This window comes from Algibacter lectus, from assembly GCF_900112395.1.
Taxonomy (GTDB): Bacteria; Bacteroidota; Bacteroidia; order Flavobacteriales; family Flavobacteriaceae; genus Algibacter; species Algibacter lectus.
This window is the reverse complement of the sequence record NZ_FOLN01000004.1, coordinates 143,600-163,175: the sequence shown is the minus strand read 5'-3', so window position 1 is coordinate 163,175 and position 19,576 is coordinate 143,600. Positions and strand designations below refer to the sequence as shown.

Annotated in this window: 17 protein-coding genes; 7 read left to right on the top strand and 10 right to left on the bottom strand. The window is 33.8% G+C overall.

Features of this window, described 5'->3' with window-relative positions:
• The first annotated feature begins 8 nt into the window (after positions 1–8).
• A complete protein-coding gene (gene mgtE, locus BM246_RS09165; RefSeq protein WP_081958633.1) occupies positions 9–1,382 on the top strand; it encodes a magnesium transporter in 1,374 nt (457 codons plus the stop codon).
• Between the two features lie 158 nt (positions 1,383–1,540).
• Here the strand turns inward: mgtE and BM246_RS09160 are convergent, their stop codons facing one another.
• The 6 genes from BM246_RS09160 to BM246_RS09135 all read right to left on the bottom strand — a co-directional run bounded on the left by BM246_RS09160 (position 1,541) and on the right by BM246_RS09135 (position 9,488).
• Entirely contained in the window at positions 1,541–1,924 is a 384-nt protein-coding gene (locus tag BM246_RS09160) for a DUF3037 domain-containing protein (protein ID WP_074937366.1), read from the bottom strand.
• Positions 1,914–2,693 carry a HipA family kinase gene (locus tag BM246_RS09155; protein ID WP_042504655.1) on the bottom strand — a complete coding sequence of 260 codons (780 nt, stop codon included), beginning with the start codon at positions 2,691–2,693 and terminating at the stop codon, positions 1,914–1,916. Before BM246_RS09155 ends, BM246_RS09160 begins: the two co-directional genes overlap by 11 nt.
• Before the next feature lie 122 nt (positions 2,694–2,815).
• Positions 2,816–4,582 (bottom strand): PAS domain-containing sensor histidine kinase, encoded by a 1,767-nt coding sequence (locus tag BM246_RS09150; RefSeq protein ID WP_083415748.1) that lies wholly within the window; start codon positions 4,580–4,582, stop codon positions 2,816–2,818.
• Between the two features lie 223 nt (positions 4,583–4,805).
• Positions 4,806–6,569, bottom strand: a complete 1,764-nt coding sequence (locus BM246_RS09145) for an FAD/NAD(P)-binding protein (RefSeq protein ID WP_074937362.1) — start codon at positions 6,567–6,569, stop codon at positions 4,806–4,808.
• 166 nt (positions 6,570–6,735) lie between these two features.
• On the bottom strand, positions 6,736–8,508 hold the full coding sequence (gene dxs, locus BM246_RS09140) for a 1-deoxy-D-xylulose-5-phosphate synthase (protein WP_074937359.1): 1,773 nt from the start codon (positions 8,506–8,508) through the stop codon (positions 6,736–6,738).
• Between the two features lie 8 nt (positions 8,509–8,516).
• Entirely contained in the window at positions 8,517–9,488 is a 972-nt protein-coding gene (locus BM246_RS09135; protein WP_074937358.1) for an energy transducer TonB, read from the bottom strand.
• Positions 9,489–9,602: 114 nt separating this feature from the next.
• Here BM246_RS09135 and BM246_RS09130 point away from each other — a divergent pair, with 114 nt between their 5' ends.
• The gene (locus BM246_RS09130) at positions 9,603–10,052 is read left to right on the top strand and encodes a nucleoside deaminase (RefSeq protein ID WP_042497806.1); all 450 of its coding nucleotides are present in this window, start codon (positions 9,603–9,605) and stop codon (positions 10,050–10,052) included.
• Positions 10,053–10,074: 22 nt separating this feature from the next.
• Here BM246_RS09130 and BM246_RS09125 read toward each other — a convergent pair whose 3' ends face one another.
• Positions 10,075–11,508 carry a saccharopine dehydrogenase family protein gene (locus tag BM246_RS09125; RefSeq protein ID WP_262481200.1) on the bottom strand — a complete coding sequence of 478 codons (1,434 nt, stop codon included), beginning with the start codon at positions 11,506–11,508 and terminating at the stop codon, positions 10,075–10,077.
• 30 nt (positions 11,509–11,538) lie between these two features.
• On the opposite strand from BM246_RS09125, the gene BM246_RS09120 reads away from it, so the two are divergent.
• Both BM246_RS09120 and pckA read left to right on the top strand, forming a co-directional pair.
• A complete protein-coding gene (locus BM246_RS09120; protein WP_074937355.1) occupies positions 11,539–11,925 on the top strand; it encodes a DUF423 domain-containing protein in 387 nt (128 codons plus the stop codon).
• 73 nt (positions 11,926–11,998) lie between these two features.
• Positions 11,999–13,615: a phosphoenolpyruvate carboxykinase (ATP) gene (pckA, locus tag BM246_RS09115; RefSeq protein WP_074937353.1), complete on the top strand. Its 1,617-nt coding sequence runs from the start codon at positions 11,999–12,001 to the stop codon at positions 13,613–13,615.
• 69 nt (positions 13,616–13,684) lie between these two features.
• On the opposite strand, the gene BM246_RS09110 is transcribed toward pckA, so the two are convergent.
• From BM246_RS09110 to BM246_RS09100, 3 genes are read right to left on the bottom strand one after another with little or no spacing between them, the layout of a single operon-like run.
• Complete coding sequence (locus BM246_RS09110; RefSeq protein ID WP_074937351.1) at positions 13,685–14,290, bottom strand: FAD-dependent oxidoreductase; 606 nt, start codon at positions 14,288–14,290, stop codon at positions 13,685–13,687.
• 1 nt (position 14,291) lies between these two features.
• A complete protein-coding gene (locus tag BM246_RS09105; protein ID WP_042504665.1) occupies positions 14,292–14,495 on the bottom strand; it encodes a hypothetical protein in 204 nt (67 codons plus the stop codon).
• Positions 14,496–14,506: 11 nt separating this feature from the next.
• Complete coding sequence (locus tag BM246_RS09100) at positions 14,507–15,094, bottom strand: MarC family protein (protein WP_042497700.1); 588 nt, start codon at positions 15,092–15,094, stop codon at positions 14,507–14,509.
• Positions 15,095–15,255: 161 nt separating this feature from the next.
• Here BM246_RS09100 and BM246_RS09095 point away from each other — a divergent pair, with 161 nt between their 5' ends.
• From BM246_RS09095 to BM246_RS09085, 3 genes are all read left to right on the top strand, one after another.
• Positions 15,256–15,819, top strand: a complete 564-nt coding sequence (locus BM246_RS09095; RefSeq protein ID WP_074937347.1) for a DUF3109 family protein — start codon at positions 15,256–15,258, stop codon at positions 15,817–15,819.
• Between the two features lie 621 nt (positions 15,820–16,440).
• Positions 16,441–17,715, top strand: coding sequence for a ribonucleotide-diphosphate reductase subunit beta (locus BM246_RS09090; protein WP_042504667.1), 1,275 nt, complete (start codon positions 16,441–16,443; stop codon positions 17,713–17,715).
• 3 nt (positions 17,716–17,718) lie between these two features.
• Entirely contained in the window at positions 17,719–19,512 is a 1,794-nt protein-coding gene (locus BM246_RS09085) for a ribonucleoside-diphosphate reductase subunit alpha (RefSeq protein ID WP_042504668.1), read from the top strand.
• Positions 19,513–19,576: the final 64 nt, after the last annotated feature.

The window sequence follows — 19,576 nt, the reverse complement described above, 5'->3', positions numbered from 1 at the left end:
TTTTTCATTTGTCTGAAGAAACGGAAAACATACAGTTTCAATTAACTAAGGAACTCATCGAACAAGTTGAGCTGCTTATCGCAGAGAAAAACGATAAGGAACTTAAGGTGCTTTTAGACGAGTTTCACCACGCGGATATTGCCGAAATTTTAGATGAAATAGATCTAGAGGAGGCGATGTATGTTATAAAGTTGTTAGATTCCGAAACAACTTCAGATATTTTAATGGAGCTCGATGAGGACAATCGAGAAAAAGTACTAAGAAATCTTTCTGCTAAAGAAATTGCCGAAGAAATTGAAGAACTAGATACTGATGATGCTGCCGATATTATTGCAGAACTGCCAGAATCGCGCCAGCAAGAAGTAATTTCTCAAATTGTAGACGAAGAGCATAAAGCCGAAATTAATGAACTTTTAGCCTACGATGAGGATACCGCTGGTGGACTTATGGCAAAAGAGCTTGTAAAGGTTTATGATACCTGGACGGTTGCAGGGTGTTTACGTCGTATTCGCGGTCAGGCCGAAGAGGTTACCCGTGTACACTCCGTTTATGTTGTAAATAAGCAAGGTAAACTTGTAGGGCGTTTATCTTTAAAAGACCTTATTGTTGCAAAAAACGAACAAAAAATCGCCGATATTTATATCTCTAGTGTAGATTCTGTAAACGTGCACGACGATGTAGAAGTTGTTGCACAAGTTATGGCAAAGTACGATTTAGAAGCCATTCCTGTAGTCGATGGAAAACAAATTCTTTTAGGTCGTATCACTATTGATGATATTGTAGATGTTATAAAAGAAGAAGCAGAAAAAGATTATCAATTAGCTGCCGGTATCTCACAAGACGTAGAGGCCGATGATAGTGTTTGGGAACTCACCAAAGCTCGCCTACCTTGGCTACTTATTGGTATGTTTGGAGGGCTTGGAGCCGCAAGTATTATTAGTGGTTTTACGGGAGCTATGCTTAAATATACCGAGTTGTTGTTGTTCATACCGCTTATACAGGCAACTGCTGGAAACGTTGGTGTGCAATCTTCAGCAATTGTAGTTCAAGGTCTAGCAAACAATACCATAAAAGGTAAATTATTAAAACGTTTGCTTAAAGAGTTTTCGTTAGGTTTAGTAAATGGTGTTGCCATTGCTCTCATTGTTTTGCTTATCAGTCACTTTGGCTTTAAAACCTCGTATCTTGTATCAATGACTATTGGTATCGCGCTAATTACTGTTATTATTATGGCGGCTTTAATCGGTACGTTTGTGCCTATTATTTTAGATAAACGTGGTGTCGATCCCGCTATTGCCACAGGGCCATTTATCACTACAAGTAACGATATTTTTGGTATACTTATCTATTTTCTTATCGCGAAAGCTATACTAGGATTTTAAAATATTTTGGGCGTTACCCGAAAAGGGTCGGGCTTTTACTACTCAATCTTTTTGTTTTTTCGAAAAAACAAAAAGGATTTCAAACAGGCCGTTCAATCCCTAACGCGAGCACTAGCGAAGGCTAGTTTTTCTAAATGAGTTTTTGTGAGTTTGCTTATTTATAGCACATGGCTATTAAAAATATCTTCTAGCATTTTTTCAGGATCATTGCACAATCCAGAGTGTGTTTTAGAACTTTGAATAATGGTGCTTCTACAAGCTGTTAACCACCTAAACCTATCCGATAGTTCCATTTGTTCTATTCTGCCTCCTTTTGGGTTTCCGGCGCAAACGAGCTCCCAAGCTTTTAAATAATTATTAAATAAATCCAATTCTACTTCCGGAGAAAACGCTTTTAGTTTATCTGGGTTTATATAATATTTTATACCAAGAAATTTTTTACGCTTCGAAAAAAGAATAACTCCAACATTAAAGAATTCTTCACGCTCTACCTTAGGTACAACTCTAATAACGGCGTACTCAAATGTATATCTATCTTGCATCTTCAGCTTCTTTAACTAGTAAATCAATCTTAGAATATCTCGAATTTATAAACTCGATATAAGCTGCTCTCATATCGTCGCTACTCATGCTATCCGATTCGCTTATAAGCCAATCTTCAGGTATATTAGATATTATTTCTGCAATTTTAGCAGCACTTAGCAAATTTTTAATTTCTACCGCAGCTTCTTTTAAACGTGTCGCTTTTTGTAAAAGCACATGGTCTTTTATCAACGGAAATGTTCTGGTTAAATGGTTCTCCCAATTTTTCCAATCGTGATGAAAATAAAAACTAGCACCATTATCTATCACCCAAAGTTCCTTATTCCATTGCAGTAAATTGGTGTTCTTTGCAGTTCTATCAATATTGCTAATAATACTATCCAAAAGCACCACTTTAGAAGCTGTTAAGCTATCTGTCGTGCTCACCAAAGGGTCGTAAGTAATAGCGCTCGATAAAAAATGTAAGCCTAAATTTAAGCCTACACTAAATTTAAGTAAGTCTTGAATTTCTTCGTCTGGTTCGGTTTTGCTAAACGAGTCGTCTAAATTCATAAAAACTAATTCAGGGACTTTTAAGCCGATGGCACGTGCTATTTCTCCACCAATAAACTCAGCAATTAATGCTTTTTTTCCTTGTCCGGCACCTCTAAATTTTAATACGTATAGAAAGCCATCATCAGCCTTAACTATAGCCGGAAGTGAGCCACCTTCTCTTAATGGATGCACATATTGCGTAACATCTACAGTGCGAATATCAATTTTATTCATAAAGACGAAAATACTAAAAATGTAATTTGTAAAACGATAATGGACTTCTATTATTTTTCTAAACTATAGGAGCGATTTCTTATAGCTCATATAAGTTAGTAAGCATGATACTTGCTGTTTTTTTAATTTATTAAAGGATTTATTTTTGGCAGACAAAATCTCATATTGGTGCCTACACCAACTTCACTTTCTGCCCAAATTTTTCCTTTATGGTAATCAATAAAATCTTTACAAAGTATTAATCCTAGGCCTGTTCCGCTTTCATCGTTTGTGCCAGCTGTAGTATGCGATTTGTCGAGATGAAACAGTTTTTCGAGATCATCTTTAGAAATTCCAACACCGCTATCTATTACGGATATAAGGTGCTCGCTCTCCATTTCTTTCGTCTGTATATTAATAACACCTTTTTTAGGTGTGAATTTTATGGCGTTAGAAATAATGTTTCGGAGTACTGTTTCGATCATTTCTTTATCGGCGTACACAATAATGTTAGCGGCTGCGTCAAGATTAATGTGTATTTGTTTTTGTTCCGAAGAGGTTTTTAGTAAACCTAAGGTGTTTTGTATTAAAGCGATTAAATCAATATACTCTGGGTTAAATTTCATTTGTCCAGATTGCGATCTCGACCATTCCATAAGGTTAGATAGTAAAGCCATGGCATGCTCTGATGAGGTATAGATAATTTCGGCGTATTCATCAATATCTTCGTAATTATTCTCTTTAATTTGGTCGCGTAGTATTTGGCTAAAGCCCATAATGCCGTTAAAAGGCGTGCGTAAATCGTGTGCAATTATCGAAAAGAATTTATCTTTTGTAGAGTTTAATTCTCTTAAGGTAGCTTCGCTGTTTCTTAAGTTTAATTCTGCTTTTTTTCTATTACTAATATCGTTTATTACCGAAATAATGCAATCTTCATTATTAATGTTAATAACCTGTGCGGTCATTGATCCTGGAAATAATTCACCTGATTTTTTTCGAAATATATATTCGTTTTCCTTTACAAAACCGTTAGAACTTAGGCTTGTTAAGAATTTTTGACGATCACTTTTCTGGCCCCATAAGTTTAGTTCGGCAGAGTTCATGCCTATTATATCTTCTATTTTATAATCTGAAATAGCTTCTACGCTTTTATTAACTTCAAAAATTTTGCCATCGCTAAATTTTGATAGGGTTATTACAAAAGGAGCAGCATGGAAGGCTTTCGAGAACTTTTCTTCCTGTTTGTTTATGTTTATAATTAGGCGCTTATTATACATTAAAGTAATAGTATAAGGCATGAGAACGGTAATGATAATCCAGCTTGAAAGAAATAAAGACTCTATGGTTGAGGATTTAAAATAATCTGATACAACATCTTCTTTTTGCACATTGTAAATAATGTGAAGCACTTGAATTATAAAAACAGCGCAAAAAAGGTAACCAATAGAGCGTGTAATTTTTCGCATTGCTATTGGGGTTCTTCGAAACATTAAATAGATAATTTGAAAACTAATGATAACGTAGGCAAAGGCTATGTTTATATTTCTAGCATTTAAATCTGGCTCTATAAAGGTGTAATAAGAGTGTATAATAAGAAAAATAGATGTTAAAATGTAATTGTGGATATGACTTCCTTTTTTGTCAAGAAATTGTTCTAAGCCCATTAATAAACCAATTAATGAGGAAATAAGTAAAACATTCGCTAAGGGTATAGAGGCCCAGTCTGGAATATAGCCACGAAAAAACACCAACACATTTCCCGTGGCGCCTAAACAGAAGTTAATCAGGATTAAAAAAGTGCCAGGAAATCGTTTTTTTACTTGAATGTGTAACGAACTAATTAATACTATATTGAGAATATTAATTAGTGTGCAGCATAAATAAAGGGTTCGAATATCAAGTGAAAACATACGGATTTCTCATTTAGTGCATATTAGATTTCTCATTTGAATATCATCTAGCTACTACACTAGGTTTTTATGATATTATTTAAAATAAAAAGCAAAGGTTATTAATTTTTTTGAATTTTGTCCATTTCTTCTTTTTATTCTTAAACTATGATGTATTGTGAATATACGAAACTTCTACTTAACTTTTGATGGCTTTGTTTAAAGGTTTATGTAAAATGGGTCTTTAGGGGGTCTCTTCTAAATTAATGGTTTTTAGCCAATTTACATGATGTTCTGTTGCTTTTTTCGCCCATTTTTTTGCTCTTCTGCCAAAGCATTCTAAAATAGCATCTACTCCAATAACTGTGCCTTTGGCTAGTCTTCCAAGTAATGCTATCGATGGTTTATTATCGGGATTGTTGGAAATTACATAGGCATTCTCGTCAGTGGCAACGCCCAGCTCGTCATGCACAGCTTCTATTAAATCGTTGGCAAGCATGTTTTTTACAATAGGTGAGTTCACTGCGTTTATTTTTGGAGCATCTAGAACAGAATCAATCATAATATCTGCAGTTATTGCTTTTTGGTTTTCAAGAATTTTCCAGCCATTGTTTGTTAACTCGAATTCAGGATTGTTTGTATAGTCTAAAGTCATTACGCAAGCTTTATGTAAGGCAAGCATTTGTTGAATACTTTCTACTGGTGGTCCGTAAGAATAACGTTTAGTGCTTTCATCTAATTTAATAATTTCAGAAAACACTTTATCAGAACATGAATTAAAAGAGAGTTTATCATAAATAGAGGGTTGGCAATGTCTCCAAACCTGACCAATACAATAATCTAAACTAATTGCTTTTTTGCCTGTTGCCATACCAATATAGTCTTGCATACTCTGGTTTGCGGGTTGTTTTTGCGGGATAATAGTTGGGTGTTGGTGTGTTTGGTCTAGTAACCATTTTTCTGTAATAGTTTCAATGTCTTTCTTCGGTAATTCAGGAAGATATTGCTGTGGAAGTTTTTGATATATTTTAGCAACAATAGGAGCAATGGCCTGAATTAAAAATAAAGGACTATTTGCTTCTTTTTGAGCTGAGGTGTTTTTTATAATATTTTCAAAGTCGGAGATCTGTTTGTTAGTTGGTTTAAACCAGTCGTCTATTTCTGCGTTTAAAGGTTTTGGAGCAGGAGGTAAACCGTCTAAAGAAAAGGGAATAAATAAATTGGTAATTTTATAATCTGTTTTATAGTGGCATGCTTTGGTGTTTTCATCTGTTATAATGAAATCTCCAAATTTGTTAGCGATACCTCTAACAACATCAATCATAGCTAATCCAAATCCGCGAACACCGATTTTACTGTTATAGGTTATGTTTTTGCAGTTTAAAAACTGAGCAATAGGGTAAGGGGATTGAAATAAATTGATATTTGATTTTCCTGAAGCAAAAGCTTTCCATTCCTTAATTTGTTTTGATAGAGTAGTAGGTTGGTGGCCAATGGTTAGTAATACCTCTTCTATGTTTTTATATATGTTTGTATTTGTTTTTAATGCTATTTTATTGGTAATTTCTACTTCGGTTACTTCTTCTTTTAGTAATGAAATGATGTTGGCTGTTAAAAGCGGATTTGCTAATGTTTGAAACCTTTGATTTAAATACTCGCCAACCTGTGCGCGTGGCGGATAAGTATCTGCTTCTGCTTTGGTTATTTTGTTAAAATCTTTATTAGCCCATTGATGGTAAGATGGAAATGCGGGGATTTTAATTTTATCTATGTTAATAGCTTCACGCTTCTCTAAATTCAGGATTCTTTCATTTATATTGATCCAATTGCTCGGTACTTGGTCCGTTTTGTAAACTTGACCATTACCAAAAAGCCCTGTTTCTTCAAAAAGTAATATATGTATGTTTGATAAGCCATTTGCTTTTATGAGTTCCTTAATTAAATTTTCTAAGGCATATCCACCTCTCGGTCCGGTACCTATAATTGCTAAAATTCTTTGATTGGTCATGGCTGTTTCTTTTTTGAACCTGTAAAGTTTTGCAGGTTAGTGTTTTGTGGTTTACGGGGTGCAGTCTAAAAATAGCGAAATTTTTATGATTACTTATCTCTCAGAAACCGAAACAGTTCATTTTTTAATTGATAGGTATCAATATTTATAAAATAGGATGGAAATATTAAGCAAATTCACTGAAGTACTGGGTTAAGCTATTAACATCTAAGTTAATTAATTTGAATAACTCGTCAACCTTGCCATGATCCATAAATTGATCGGGTATGCCTAAGGTTTTAATGGTGTTTTTGTAATTGTGTTGTGCTGCAAACTCTAAAATAGCCGATCCAAAACCGCCGGTAATAGCATGATCTTCAATAGTGATAATGGTGGTGTTACTTTTAAAAATGCTATGTAATAGTTTAGCGTCTAGGGGTTTTACAAAACGCATGTCAAAATGAGAAACATTGAGATGTTCAATTGCTTCACTTACATTTTTAGAAATACTACCAATACTTAAAATTGCTAGGTTTTTACCTTTTTTTAATTCTGTAGCTTTGCCAATTTCTATTTTAGAAAAAGGTTGTTTCCAAGCTATAGTTAAACCTCGACCTCTTGGATATCTTATGGCAATAGGAAACTCTAAACCTAATTGTGCGGTGTACATAATGTTACGCAATTCGATTTCATTTCTTGGTGCAAAAATTATTAAATCGGGAATGCATCTTAAGTACGATAAATCGAAAACACCATGATGCGTAGCCCCATCTTCACCAACCAAACCAGAGCGATCTAGGCAGAAAATAACTGGGAGTTTCTGTATGGCCACATCATGAATTATTTGATCGTAAGCGCGTTGTAAAAACGTTGAGTAGATATTACAGAACACCACTAAGCCTTGTGTTGCCATACCAGCGGCTAAGGTAACAGCATGCTGTTCGGCAATACCAACATCGAAAGCACGGTCGGGCATTTCGTTCATCATGTATTTTAAAGAACTTCCCGTTGGCATGGCAGGTGTAATGCCTACTATGCTTTTGTTTGTTTTAGCTAATTCTACAATAGTGTGCCCAAAAACATCTTGATATTTAGGAGGCTCAACGATAGGTGTTTTTATATTTAAATCGCCAGTTTTGGCATTAAATTTTCCTGGTGCATGATATTTTACTTGGTCTTCTTCTGCTTGCTTTAAGCCTTTGCCTTTAGTTGTTATTACGTGTAAAAACTTAGGGCCTTTAACAGTTTTTAAACGTTCTAATTCTGCAATTAACGCGGGTAAATTGTGTCCGTCTATCGGTCCAGAATAGTTAAAGTTTAAAGCTTCAAAAATATTATCTTGTTTTTGCGTGCCTTTTTTAACATTGGTTAAGTATTGTTTTAGTGCGCCGACGCTTGGGTCGATTCCAATAGCATTATCATTTAAAATAACAAGTAGATTAGCGTCGGTAACCCCAGCGTGATTTAATCCTTCGAATGCCATGCCACCAGCAATACTCGCATCACCAATTACGGCAATATGTTGTTTTTTAAAATCGCCTTTTAGTTTTGAGGCAATTGCCATGCCTAAAGCGGCCGAAATAGATGTAGAAGCATGCCCAACTCCAAAAGTGTCGTAAACACTTTCGCTGCGTTTAGGGAAGCCGCTAATGCCGTTTAATTGTCTGTTGGTATGAAAATTTTCACGACGTTCGGTTAAAATTTTATGACCATAGGCTTGGTGGCCAACATCCCAAATAAGTTGATCGTCTGGTGTGTTAAAAACATAGTGTAATGCAATAGTCAATTCAACTACGCCTAAGCTGGCGCCTAGATGTCCTTCTTTGGTTGCAACAATATCAATAATAAACTCACGTAATTCTCGCGCAAGTTGAGGTAAGTCTTTTTGGTTTAAAAGACGAAGTTCTTTGGGGGAGTTTATGTGGTTTAAAAATTTGCTTTTCACGTCGCAAAAGTACATGATTTTTATTATTCTTCTACAGTGAAAACAATTGGAAGGTTGTAAACTATACTTGTAGGCCTGTTTGCTTGTTTTGCTGGAGTAAATTGTGGTAAAAGGTTAATAACACGTTCTGCTTCTTTCTCTAGGCTAGGGTGTGGGGCTCTTGCTTTAATGTTAGCGACCTTACCGTGTTCGTTTATTATAAATTGAACAGAAACTTTTTGTTTACCTCTCAATTCTGGGCAAATTGAAGTGTCGAAATTTTTAGTAACTATTTTTGAGATGCGCTCAGAAAAATAGTCTCTTTTTTCTTTAATTGTGAGGCTTTTTGGTGTGTTTTCGAATTCTGGTGGAGATTCTATTGTAAGAAAACCGATTGTGATTGGGAGTTCTGTTATAAGATCACCCATAATAACAGGCTCTATTTCTTTTAGATCAGGAATGATTATCGGTTCTAGTACCGGTGGAGTAGTTTCTAATATTGCTGGCTCGCCAAGAGTGTCGGTAATTATTAATCCATCTGTAATTTTTAGTTTTTCTGAAATTGTACTGCATGATTTTTTCGTGATGGAGTCTTCTTTAGTTGTTTTTGGTAACGCTTCTAAAGCATCGATAGTTTTACTGGATATAGAGTCTACAATTTCAATACTGTCAATTTTTTGTTTGGCACCGTTTTTATTGGTGCAATTCATTAAAGTGGTTCCCATAACAATGAGTAGCGTCCATAAAAATATGTGGTTAAAGCTTTGTCTTTGTGTTAAAACATGCGATGGAATATGCAGATTAATACTATCTAGTTGTGTTTGTCTAAAATGCCCACAGATATTATTCTCTTTGTTTTGATTAATAAAATCCTGAATTTCCATAGTATCCATTTTAGTAAAATCGATAACGGTTTTAGAACAAGAGTTGCAAAATCGACCTTTTTCTTCGGGAATCATATTGTTCCAATTCTCGTGGCAAGGTTTAGGGGTAGAAATGGAGTAGAATTTTTTCATATTAAAACAGATTTTGAATTTTAATAAATCTAGATGAACTTAGTGTGTTAATTATTGTTATCAATTTTCTTGCCGAAGCTTAAATAAATGATTTCAAATTGTATTTTTGCTTTTATGATACAACCTTTTGATGATACATATTTTATGAAAAAAGCACTTCAGGAAGCTGAGGCTGCTTATAAAAGTGGTGAAATTCCTGTTGGAGCTGTAATTGTTATTGATAATAAAATTATTGCTCGCGGACATAATTTAACTGAGACTCTGAACGATGTTACAGCACATGCGGAAATGCAGGCCATTACTGCAGCTGCAAATTTTTTAGGAGGTAAGTATTTACAAAAGTGTACTTTGTATGTTACGCTAGAGCCTTGCCAAATGTGTGGCGGTGCTTTGTATTGGAGTCAGATTTCTAATATTGTGTATGGTGCTCGAGATATGGAGCGTGGTTGTATTAACTTAAACACTAAGCTTCACCCCAAAACAACTATAAAAGGAGGTGTTTTAGCAGAAGAAGCTTCGGCGCTTATGAAACAGTTTTTTATAGAAAGAAGAAACTTAAACTAAGTATTTTATATACTTGAAAAGTTTAATGATTTAATGGGTTGTAGCCTAAATATGGTACTTCTTTTTCTTTAAAGGTAATTCCGAAATTTTGCAACTCTTTTAAAATAGGAGTGTAAACTTCTTTGTTAATTGGTAGTTGTACTCCAGGTGTTGTAATAGCTTTATTTAAAATAGCAAGTGTAGCAATAGCAACAGGTAACCCAACTGTTTTTGCCATGGCTGTATAGGTTTGATCTTGGCCAATAGTTACCATGTTGGAGTCTATTTGATATTGTTTTCCTGCCTTTTCGTAACCAAATTTATGATACATAACAATCATGTCTTTATCCTTTTGAGATAAGGTCCAGCTGTCCATTAGTATTTTTTGTAGTATTTGTGCAGGCGTTGCTTTTTTTAAGTTAACCTTTTTGTTTGGGTTGAAAATATCGAGTTCGATAAGTTTGTTCCAAACAATATCATCTTGATCAATTTTAAGTTGATAGCGCAGTTTAAGTTCTACGGAATCTGTTGGGCTGTATGGCAAAAAGGCATTTACAAAATCGCGATAGCTCATATTTTCACTATCATCTATAGTGTAGCTATCATCAGTCATGCCTAACGTTACAAATATGTGCCATGCTTTGCTAAATCCAACACGGCGCATGGTGCCTCGGTAAAGTGTTTTCGTGTTTTGAAGTCCGTAAATGGTTTGGTATTTCAAAGAGTCTCGGTTGGCGTAAACTTCAAAGCGGCCAAAATTTTCAATATCTAAAAATTCAGTTCTTCTAAATAATCGATTATACGGAATGTATTTATATGTACCTTCTTGTAAAAACTTTGCGGCGCCGCCTTGGCCTGCTGTTACTACATTTCTTGGGTTCCAGGTGAATTTGTAATTCCATAAATTATTATCACTTTCTGGTGCTACAAGTCCGCCAGTAAAAGATTCAAAAAGTATTATTTCTCCACCATCGTCTCTAATTTTGTCTATAACTTGCATGGCGCTCATGTGGTCTATGCCAGGGTCTACACCAATTTCATTCATTAAAATCACACCTTTTTCTATGGCTTCTTGGTTTAGATTTTGCATTTCTGGGCTTATGTAAGATGCTGTAACCATATTTTTTCCATAGAAAACGCAGTCTTTCGCTACTTCAATATGGAAGCGCGCAGGAAGCATAGATATCACAATGTCGGCATTTTGAATGGCTGTTTTTCTTGAGCTTTCATCAAAAACATCGAGCTTTATAACATTTGCTTTTTTATGGCCGTTTGTTAATTTTTGGGCGTGTTCAATATGTAAATCTCCTATGGTGATAAATAAGTTTTCTTCTTCAGATTTATCTAATAAATATTTTAGAAGATAAGAAGTAGATTTTCCTGAACCAATGATTAAAATTTTTCGCATTTTGAGTTTAGTTGAGTAGTTTTGTTTGGTAGTCGATTGTAGGTAAAAGGTGGTTTCGACTTTACTAATTTAATGAATATTTAAACGATTTTTAAGGATATGAACAGAACTATTTTATTAACAGCGGCTATTTTAGGTGTTACAAGTATTATTTTAGGGGCTTTTGGGGCGCATGGTTTAAAGGCTTTAATTTCTTCAGAATCTGTACAAACTTTTGAAACGGGTGTGCGTTACCAAATGTATCATGCTTTGTTTCTTTTATTTGTTGGAAGCACAACTTATATTTCTGTAAAATCTAAAACCAAAATATTTTATTTAGTAGTGGTTGGGGTGCTCTTCTTTTCAGGGTCTATTTATGGTTTGTCAACCAATGTATTAACCAGTTTCGATTTTAAAACCATTGGTGTAATTACACCTATTGGTGGACTACTTTTAATAGTGGCTTGGGTGCTTGTGTTTATTGATTTCTTAAAAAAACAAAACTAATTTTGAATTTAATTTAAAGAAAATTCGATTTATTTGTTTTAAATTTACGGGATAATTAATTTAACATCGAAATATGAGTAATTACGCACAATTTACGAAAACGTTTGAGTTAGAAACTTATGGCATAAAAAATGCCAAAGTTCATTATCAATTATCACCAGAAGAGTTACATGATATTGCTATTGAAAATGGACAAGCTGTAGAGGCTTCTTCAGGTGCTTTAGTAGTTAATACAGGAGAATTTACAGGGCGTTCTCCAAAAGATCGGTTTATTGTAAAAGATGATATTACAAAAGATAGAATATGGTGGGGCGATGTCAATATACCCTTCGATACAGATAAGTTTGATAAATTATATGATAAGGTTGTAGATTATCTTTCGGGTAAAACCCTTTTTGTTCGTGATAGTTATGCTTGCGCAGATGAAAATTATAAATTGAATATTAGAGTTATCAATGAGTTTCCTTGGAGCAATCAATTTGCTTATAATATGTTTTTACGCCCAACTGAAGCTGAGTTAGAAAATTTTACTCCAGAATGGACTATTGTAAATGCACCAAGTTTTATGGCAGTTCCTGACAAAGATGGAACACGACAACATAATTTTGCTATTTTAAACTTTACAAAAAAAATAGCGTTAATTGGTGGTACGGGTTATACGGGAGAAATTAAAAAAGGTATATTTTCTGCACTAAACTTCATTTTACCTGTATTTAAAAACACCCTGCCAATGCACTGCAGTGCTAATGTGGGTAAAGATGGGGATACGGCTATTTTCTTTGGGCTTTCCGGAACGGGAAAAACAACGCTTTCTACCGATCCGAATAGAAGTTTAATTGGAGATGATGAGCATGGTTGGACCGAAGAAAACTCGGTATTTAATTTTGAAGGTGGTTGTTATGCTAAAGTTATTAATTTAGATAAGGATCATGAACCTGAGATATTTTCTGCTATTAAGAAAGGAGCGATTTTAGAAAATGTTATTTTAGATGAAAACGGGCATGTTAACTTTGCTGATACATCTATAACTCAAAATACACGGGTAAGTTATCCAATAGATCATATTGAAAATATTAGAAAACCATCTATAGGGAAGAATCCGAAAAATATTTTCTTTTTAACGGCTGATGCTTTTGGAGTTTTGCCTCCAATTTCTAAGCTTACGCCAAGTCAGGCGGCTTATCACTTTATTTCTGGATATACGGCTAAAGTTGCCGGTACAGAAGCGGGTGTTGTAGAGCCTACACCATCATTTTCTGCTTGTTTTGGGGCGCCATTTATGCCTTTGCATCCTTCGAAATATGCCGAAATGTTAAGTGAAAAAATGATTGATGCTAATGTCAATGTTTGGTTAGTAAACACAGGCTGGACTGGTGGTCCTTATGGGGTTGGAACCCGTATGAAGCTTAAGTATACACGCGCTATGATTAATGCGGTTTTAAATGGAGATTTAGGACTGTATTCTTATGATAAATACCATATTCATTCGGTGTTTGGTGTGGCACAACCAAGAGAGTGTCCTGGAGTACCAACGAAGGTTTTAAGTCCGAGAGCAACTTGGAATGATGATGAAGCATATTACAAAACAGCTTTTAAACTCACGAATGCTTTTCGTGAAAACTTTAAGAAGTTCGAGGCACATTGTAGTGAAGAAATTAGACGAGGAGGACCGCAGCGCTATGCGTTCTAAAAATATGGCATAAAAAAAAGCTCTGATAATTTATCAGAGCTTTTTTATTTTACAACAATAATGATGTTGTTATATCTTTTTATCATGCACTTTTACATGTTTGCCACCATTCCAAAGTGTTAAAATATCTGTAGCCACATGTGCACCACTTCCAGAAGCGATAGCAAATTGACTACGCCATCCTGCTAAAGTACCGGCAACATATAAATTTTCTTCAATTAAATGATCTGTGTTTTTTAACCAAATTCTATCTTTTTCTACGGCTGCTCTTGGGTGTGGTTTAATGTATTGTTCTAAACCTTCTATATTTATTAAACTTGTGTAACCAACTGCAATAACTACAATTTTAGATTTATAGGTGCTTTTATTAGTAATAATCTCAAAGCCATTGGTTTGTTTTAAAATTTTTAAAACCTTTTCATGATCTATTTGCTCAACATGTGGGTAGAGGGAAGCGAGTTGGCTTTTTCCTTCATCTAAAATAGATTCTCCAGTAGTGCCCGGTGCTAAACCTAAAACATTATTAAACAATGCGGTTTGTAGGTGCGATGTTTTTTGGTGGGTGATAATTGCAATTTGTTTATCCTGCGCAAATGCCTTGTTTTGGGCAGAACCTAAAATTAAAGCACAAGATAAGCCTGCTGCACCACCGCCAATAATTAAAGCATCGTACATACTATTTGTGGTCTTTTACTTTTTGCTCAATCTTTTTCGAAACTCCCAAAATTAACATCAATAATATGGCGCAAAGTGATGCTACTATAGTAATAATAGCAATCATGCTTTGTCCTTTAAAAGGATTGTCGAAATTTATTTGAGTAAAATTAAAAATAATAAGTCCTAATGCGATAATGCTTAAAACTATAGATAAAATTTTCATACTATATAAGGTTATATTACTTCAAATAGAGCTTTGATATTATGTGCAAATAATTTTACAGCAATGGCTAATAAAATAACACCAAATATTTTACGTATAATATTAATACCATTTTGGCCAATTATACTTTCTATTTTAGCAGATGTTTTTAAAACGATAAAAATAATGATAACATTCATTAAAACAGCAACAATAATGTTTTCTGTTCTAAATTCTGCTCTTAAAGATAATAAAGTGGTTAAACTACCAGGTCCTGCAATGAGCGGAAATGCCAGTGGAAATACTGCTGTCGTCATCGAGGCTTCTTCCTCTTGTTTATAAAGTGTAATGCCAAGTATCATTTCCAAAGCAATGAAAAATAGGATAAAAGCACCTGCAACAGCAAACGAGTTTACATCAATACCAATAAGGTTTAAAATACTTTTTCCTAAAAACAGAAAAACAATAAGGATAACCCCGGCAATTATAGAGGCTTTTTCGCTTTGTATATGTCCTACTTTTTTGCGCAAATCTATAACAATAGGAATGTTACCTATAATATCGATTACTGCGAATAATACCATAAAGGCTGTAAATATTTCTTTAAAATTAAATTGCATGTCTTTTTTATAATTTAATAAATCGTAAAATTGTTTACGTTTTTCTTAGTAAAATCTGGTTAAACTGAGAAATCTCAATTTTTCGGCAAAAGTAGATTATTAAATTAATTAATTTCAATTTAAGATTAACTATTTTTGCACTTTATAACGTAAAATATAATATGTTTCAACTAGGTAAAACAATTATTTCTGAAGAAATAGTAAAAAAAGATTTCTTGTGTAACCTTTCGGCGTGTAAGGGCGCTTGTTGTATCGATGGCGATGCTGGAGCTCCTTTAGAGGAAGACGAAATTAAAATCATGGAGGCAATCTATCCTAAGGTGAAACCTTTTTTACGTCAGGAAGGTATTGATGCTATTCAGGCGCAAGGAACTTATACAACATCGGAAGATGGTGATTTGGAAACGCCATTAATTAATGGAGCTGATTGTGCTTATGTTATTTTTGATGACAAAAATGTGGCACTTTGTGCTATTGAGGAGGCTTATAATCAAGGTGAGATTGATTGGAAAAAGCCTGTTTCTTGTCATTTATACCCGGTAAGGGTTCAAGATTATTCTGAGTTTTCTGCTGTAAATTATCATAAATGGCAAATTTGTGACGATGCCTGTGAGCTTGGTGAAGAATTGGGTGTGCCAGTTTATAAATTTGTAAAAGAAGCTTTAATTAGAAAGTTTGGTGAAGATTGGTATGCGGAATTAGAAAAAGTAGCCGAAACTTTATAAGAAAAAATAAAATACAATATCTTAATATTTAAAAAAAAATGAAGCCTCAAAAGCTTCATTTTTTTTGTGAACTAAAAATTAATTTTTCAAAATATTTTTTAGAAAAAAAATAAAAAAAAGGGTGTTAAATATTTTGATTTTACGAAATTTTATATCCAAAATATTCAAAACTTATGTTTCAGTAATTAGTGAAAATTAGGTTTTATCGAGGTTCTGTAATAAGGTATCAGCAAGTGTAAAATAAGGGGTTTTAAGGTGAATTGAAGCGATGAAATTTTAGTCTAAAGTTTGATTTTTTTTGATTTATAATAATTTGATATTCAATATAGTAAGAATCTCATAAAAAAAGTAGCACTTTTTTGCGAGATTGCATAATTGTTAAAAACTTGTTGACAATGTTTATAAAATACCCTTTCATTTTCAGCAACAATTGTCAATCTTTGTTGTCGGCAAAAAAGGCAAAACTTTTCTTCTCAAATTTATTTAGAAAAGCGATGCAAAAGAAGCCTCTTTTTATTTCTCTTAAAGAAAAATATAACACAATTTTACAGATTAAATAATAGAATTTTGAATTATCAACATTATTCTAAATGACTGTCTAGCGATTAAAAAAAGATAACTATGGAGATTACACAAATTATAAAAAGAGATTACGAAACAAGCCCTTTTGTTTTGAGTAAAATTGCTAGTGCTGTTGAAAAGGCGATGCTTTCGGTTGGAAACGGTTCTAAACAAGATGCAGAAACAGTTGCGGTAAAAGTTTTACAAACATTACTAGAGAGAAAATCAAAAGATATTAATTACTTGCCAAACGTAGAGCAAGTTCAGGATCTTGTTGAAGATAAATTGATGGAAAGTTCGTTTCACGATGTAGCAAAAGCTTACATTTTATACAGAAACGAACAAGCAAGAGGTAGAAAAACAAATATTTTTGAAAAAAGAATTAATTTAAAACCTTATGAGTATCCTGCATTGAATGATTATGTAGATGCTATTCGTCACTCATACTGGATTCATTCAGAATTTAATTTCACAAGTGATATACAAGATTTTAAAACAAGACTAACTCCAATTGAGCAAAACGCCATAAAGAACACAATGTTGGCTATTTCTCAAATTGAAGTTGCAGTAAAAAGTTTTTGGGGAGATATCTATAATAAAATGCCGAAACCAGAAATTGGATCGGTTGGAGCAACGTTTGCAGAAAGTGAAGTACGCCATCATGATGCATATTCTCATTTATTGGAAATTTTAGGTTTAAACAATGAGTTTAAAAACCTTAAGAAGAAACCAGTAATTATGAGACGTGTTCATTATTTAGAAACCGCCTTAAAAAACGCAAAAAGTGAAAATAATAGAGATTATGCAGAATCTATTTTGCTATTCTCTCTATTTATCGAACACGTGTCATTATTTTCTCAATTTTTAATAATTATGGCATTTAATAAGCATAAAAACATGCTTAAAGGTGTGTCTAATGTTGTTGAGGCTACTTCTAAAGAAGAGCAAATACACGGCGATTTTGGTATCGATATTATTAAAATTATTAAAGAAGAAAACCCAACGTGGTTTGACGATGAGCATGCAGACTTAATTAAAAAGTTATGTATTGAAGCTTTCGATTCTGAAAGTGATATTGTAGACTGGATTTTTGAAGACGGTGAATTAGATTTCTTGCCAAAAGATGTTGTTAACGAGTTTATTAAAAACCGTTTCAACAATTCTTTAGAGAGTATTGGTATTGAAAAGGTATTTGAAGTTAACGAAGAGTTAGTGCAAAAAACCGAATGGTTTGACGATGAAATAATCGGTACTAAACATGGCGATTTCTTTGTAAAGCGCTCCATTAACTACAGTAAAAGAACAAAAAGTATAACTAGCGACGACTTATTTTAAAAAATGAACAATCAGACACAGAACCAAACAGACACGAGTTTAAATGAAAACACCAAATCATCTAATTATGATGATTTAAAGAAAGCAAGAAAAGAAGCTAGAAAAGAAATTGGAAAACAACCAGAAATTAAATGGTTAACCGAAAATAGTCGTCAGTTTTTATCTTCTGGATACCTTACCGATGATACAACACCGGAAGTTAGAATTAGAGAAATAGCAGACAGAGCCGAAGAGATTTTAAAAATCGATGGTTTTGCAGATAAATTTTACGGGTACATGGCAGAAGGGTATTACTCTTTAGCTTCACCAGTATGGTCTAACTTTGGCAAGCGTCGTGGCTTACCAATTAGTTGCTTTGGTTCGCATATTTCTGATGATATGGGAGATATTCTATATACACAATCAGAAGTTGGAATGATGTCTAAACTTGGTGGTGGTACATCAGGTTATTTCGGGAAATTGCGTCATAGAGGCGCACCTGTAAAAAATAACGGAGAGTCTTCTGGTGCAGTTCACATCATGCAACTTTTCGAAAAAATGGTAGACGTTGTAAGTCAAGGTTCTGTGCGTCGTGGCCGTTTTTCACCATATTTACCAATAGAGCACCAAGATATTCACGAGTTTTTAGAAATAGGAACAGAAGGAAATCCAATTCAAGAGTTAACCCATGGTGTTACAGTAGGTAACGAGTGGATGCAAGAAATGATTGATGGTGATGCTGATAAAAGAGCAATCTGGGCAAAAGTATTACAACGTAGAGGAGAAATAGGATATCCTTATATTTTCTTTAGAGATAATGCAAATAATACCGCTCCTGATGTTTATAAAGACAAGAACCATGAGATTTACGCAAGTAACTTATGTTCTGAAATTATGCTACCTACAAACGATCGTTGGTCTTTTGTTTGTGTATTATCTTCAATAAACTTATTACATTACGATAAATGGAAAGATACCGATGCTGTAGAAACTATGGTATACTTTTTAGATGCGGTATTAGAAGAGTTTATTACAAAATTAGAAGTTTATAGAGACTCTGATAGTCGTGATGATAGGCACACGTTCATGTTTATGGAAAAAGCCTATACGTTCGCTAAAGAAAATAGAGCTTTAGGTATGGGAGCCTTAGGATGGCACTCATTATTACAATCTAAAATGGTAGGTTTCGATAGTCAAGAAGCTTTCGATTTAAACAGTGAAATCTTTAAAACTATTAAAGAAAAATCTGTTAAAGCATCTAAAGAATTAGCAGTGTTATTTGGCGAGCCAGAAGTTTTAAAAGGTTATGGTAGACGTAATACAACGCTTAATGCAGTAGCTCCAACAACATCTTCCGCATTTATTTTAGGACAAGTTTCTCAAGGTATCGAGCCAATTTGGTCTAACAGTTATGTGAAAGATATTGCTAAAATTAAAACAACTATCAAGAACCCATTTTTATTAGATCTTTTAAAAGAAAAAGGAATTAATACTAATGAAATTTGGAGATCTATTCGCGATAACGATGGTTCAGTTCAACATTTAGATGAACTTACTGATCATGAAAAAGATGTGTTTAAAACATATTCTGAAATCGACCAGATGACTATTATTTATCAGGCTGCTAACAGACAAAACCATATCGATCAAGCACAATCTTTAAACATTATGGTGCACCCAGATATGCCTGTAAAAGAGATTAATAAAATATATGTCACTGCTTGGCAATTAGGTGTTAAGTCTTTATACTACCAACACAGTATGAATGCTGCACAAAAATTTAAGCAGAAGAAGGAATGTAAAAGTTGTGAGGGTTAATCTTTACTAAAAATATAGTGTTAAGTAAATCCTACGGTAGTAGGTAAGTGTTAATAAAAAGCAT

Bases quoted from the DNA above. Each gene is read 5' to 3' on its own strand.
- BM246_RS09160 (WP_074937366.1), bottom strand. From the start codon at position 1,924: ATGCAAGATAGATATACATTTGAGTACGCCGTTATTAGAGTTGTACCT.
- BM246_RS09155 (WP_042504655.1), bottom strand. From the start codon at position 2,693: ATGAATAAAATTGATATTCGCACTGTAGATGTTACGCAATATGTGCAT.
- BM246_RS09150 (WP_083415748.1), bottom strand. From the start codon at position 4,582: ATGTTTTCACTTGATATTCGAACCCTTTATTTATGCTGCACACTAATT.
- BM246_RS09145 (WP_074937362.1), bottom strand. From the start codon at position 6,569: ATGACCAATCAAAGAATTTTAGCAATTATAGGTACCGGACCGAGAGGT.
- dxs (WP_074937359.1), bottom strand. From the start codon at position 8,508: ATGTACTTTTGCGACGTGAAAAGCAAATTTTTAAACCACATAAACTCC.
- BM246_RS09135 (WP_074937358.1), bottom strand. From the start codon at position 9,488: ATGAAAAAATTCTACTCCATTTCTACCCCTAAACCTTGCCACGAGAAT.
- BM246_RS09130 (WP_042497806.1), top strand. From the start codon at position 9,603: ATGATACAACCTTTTGATGATACATATTTTATGAAAAAAGCACTTCAG.
- BM246_RS09120 (WP_074937355.1), top strand. From the start codon at position 11,539: ATGAACAGAACTATTTTATTAACAGCGGCTATTTTAGGTGTTACAAGT.
- pckA (WP_074937353.1), top strand. From the start codon at position 11,999: ATGAGTAATTACGCACAATTTACGAAAACGTTTGAGTTAGAAACTTAT.
- BM246_RS09110 (WP_074937351.1), bottom strand. From the start codon at position 14,290: ATGTACGATGCTTTAATTATTGGCGGTGGTGCAGCAGGCTTATCTTGT.
- BM246_RS09105 (WP_042504665.1), bottom strand. From the start codon at position 14,495: ATGAAAATTTTATCTATAGTTTTAAGCATTATCGCATTAGGACTTATT.
- BM246_RS09100 (WP_042497700.1), bottom strand. From the start codon at position 15,094: ATGCAATTTAATTTTAAAGAAATATTTACAGCCTTTATGGTATTATTC.
- BM246_RS09095 (WP_074937347.1), top strand. From the start codon at position 15,256: ATGTTTCAACTAGGTAAAACAATTATTTCTGAAGAAATAGTAAAAAAA.
- BM246_RS09090 (WP_042504667.1), top strand. From the start codon at position 16,441: ATGGAGATTACACAAATTATAAAAAGAGATTACGAAACAAGCCCTTTT.
- BM246_RS09085 (WP_042504668.1), top strand. From the start codon at position 17,719: ATGAACAATCAGACACAGAACCAAACAGACACGAGTTTAAATGAAAAC.